This window comes from Symbiopectobacterium sp., from assembly GCF_051710365.1.
In the GTDB taxonomy this organism is placed as follows: Bacteria; Pseudomonadota; Gammaproteobacteria; order Enterobacterales; family Enterobacteriaceae; genus Symbiopectobacterium.
Window position 1 is genome coordinate 1 of the sequence record NZ_JBPETA010000386.1, and the last position, 973, is coordinate 973.

The 973-nt window shown below is 47.9% G+C and carries 2 pseudogenes; one reads left to right on the plus strand and one right to left on the minus strand.

What is annotated here, in order from left to right:
- Positions 1-424 (plus strand): annotated as a pseudogene (locus tag ACTBDZ_RS18140) (protein mom); the annotation flags it as partial.
- A gap of 126 nt (positions 425-550) precedes the next feature.
- Here ACTBDZ_RS18140 and ACTBDZ_RS18145 read toward each other — a convergent pair.
- A pseudogene (locus ACTBDZ_RS18145) lies at positions 551-841 on the minus strand (phage N-6-adenine-methyltransferase); the annotation flags it as partial.
- Positions 842-973: the final 132 nt, after the last annotated feature.

Here is a 973-nt window from a genome sequence, read left to right on the forward strand (position 1 = left end):
TTAACCGCTTATGGCTGCATGATGACATGCCTAAAAATTCAGAGTCACGAGCGATCAGCTATGCACTGAAAACTATCAGATTACTTTATCCTCAGGTGCAATGGGTGCAATCCTTTGCAGATGAGCGCTGTGGGCGTTGTGGCGTGGTGTATCAGGCGAGTAATTTGAATATATCGGCAGCCATTACTCGCGATTCTATGAGCTTGATGGTGAGTGGTATCACGAAATAGCCCGCAACGCGATCACGCGGGGCGGCAAGCGAGGAGAATACCTGAGGGCCAATATAGAGCGTGCAACTGTTCATCGCTTCCAGCAGTTCCGATATATCCGCTTTTTGGACAAACGCGCGAAGAAGCGCCTCAATACAAAATTATTTAAAGTGCAGCCTTATCCTAAGCCGGAAACGTTAAAACCAAGTTCATGATGTTTTAGGGACAATAAAAGCGTTACATCAGTACAGCAATTGGTATCAAATAATTTTCATTTGTGTGATTTTTGAGCGTATCAAATATTTTGCCTTTCGGTATCAAATGATTTGCCGCGCTATACATCCCGTCGAAGTATCAGCAGGCAGCAGCATAACGACCGTTTTATTCTGCTTGCGGCTCTGCTCAGCAGCTTTATCAACCCAGGGGCGGATATTGCTGTACGGGGGATTGCAGAAGATGGCTCCGTTGCTACTCCAGTCACAGGCAAGGGCATCATCCTCTTGCGTCAGATACAGACGGCACAGGGCATTGTCGTGGTCAGCGGCGGCATCGAGGTAGAAGCCAAACTCCGCATCCAGCGCCTGGAAGACCTCGGGCGGTGTGCGCCATGTGTCCTTGTGCTCTGGTCTGGTGTGTGATTTGTACTAGCTCAGACCTGATCTGACAGTTACCGGTTATTTATACAGGTGTCTGTCAGATTAAATCTGGTTCAGATTTTTTTCTGCCCAGACCCGTTTACCATCAAGTAATGTTGCCATTGGCGT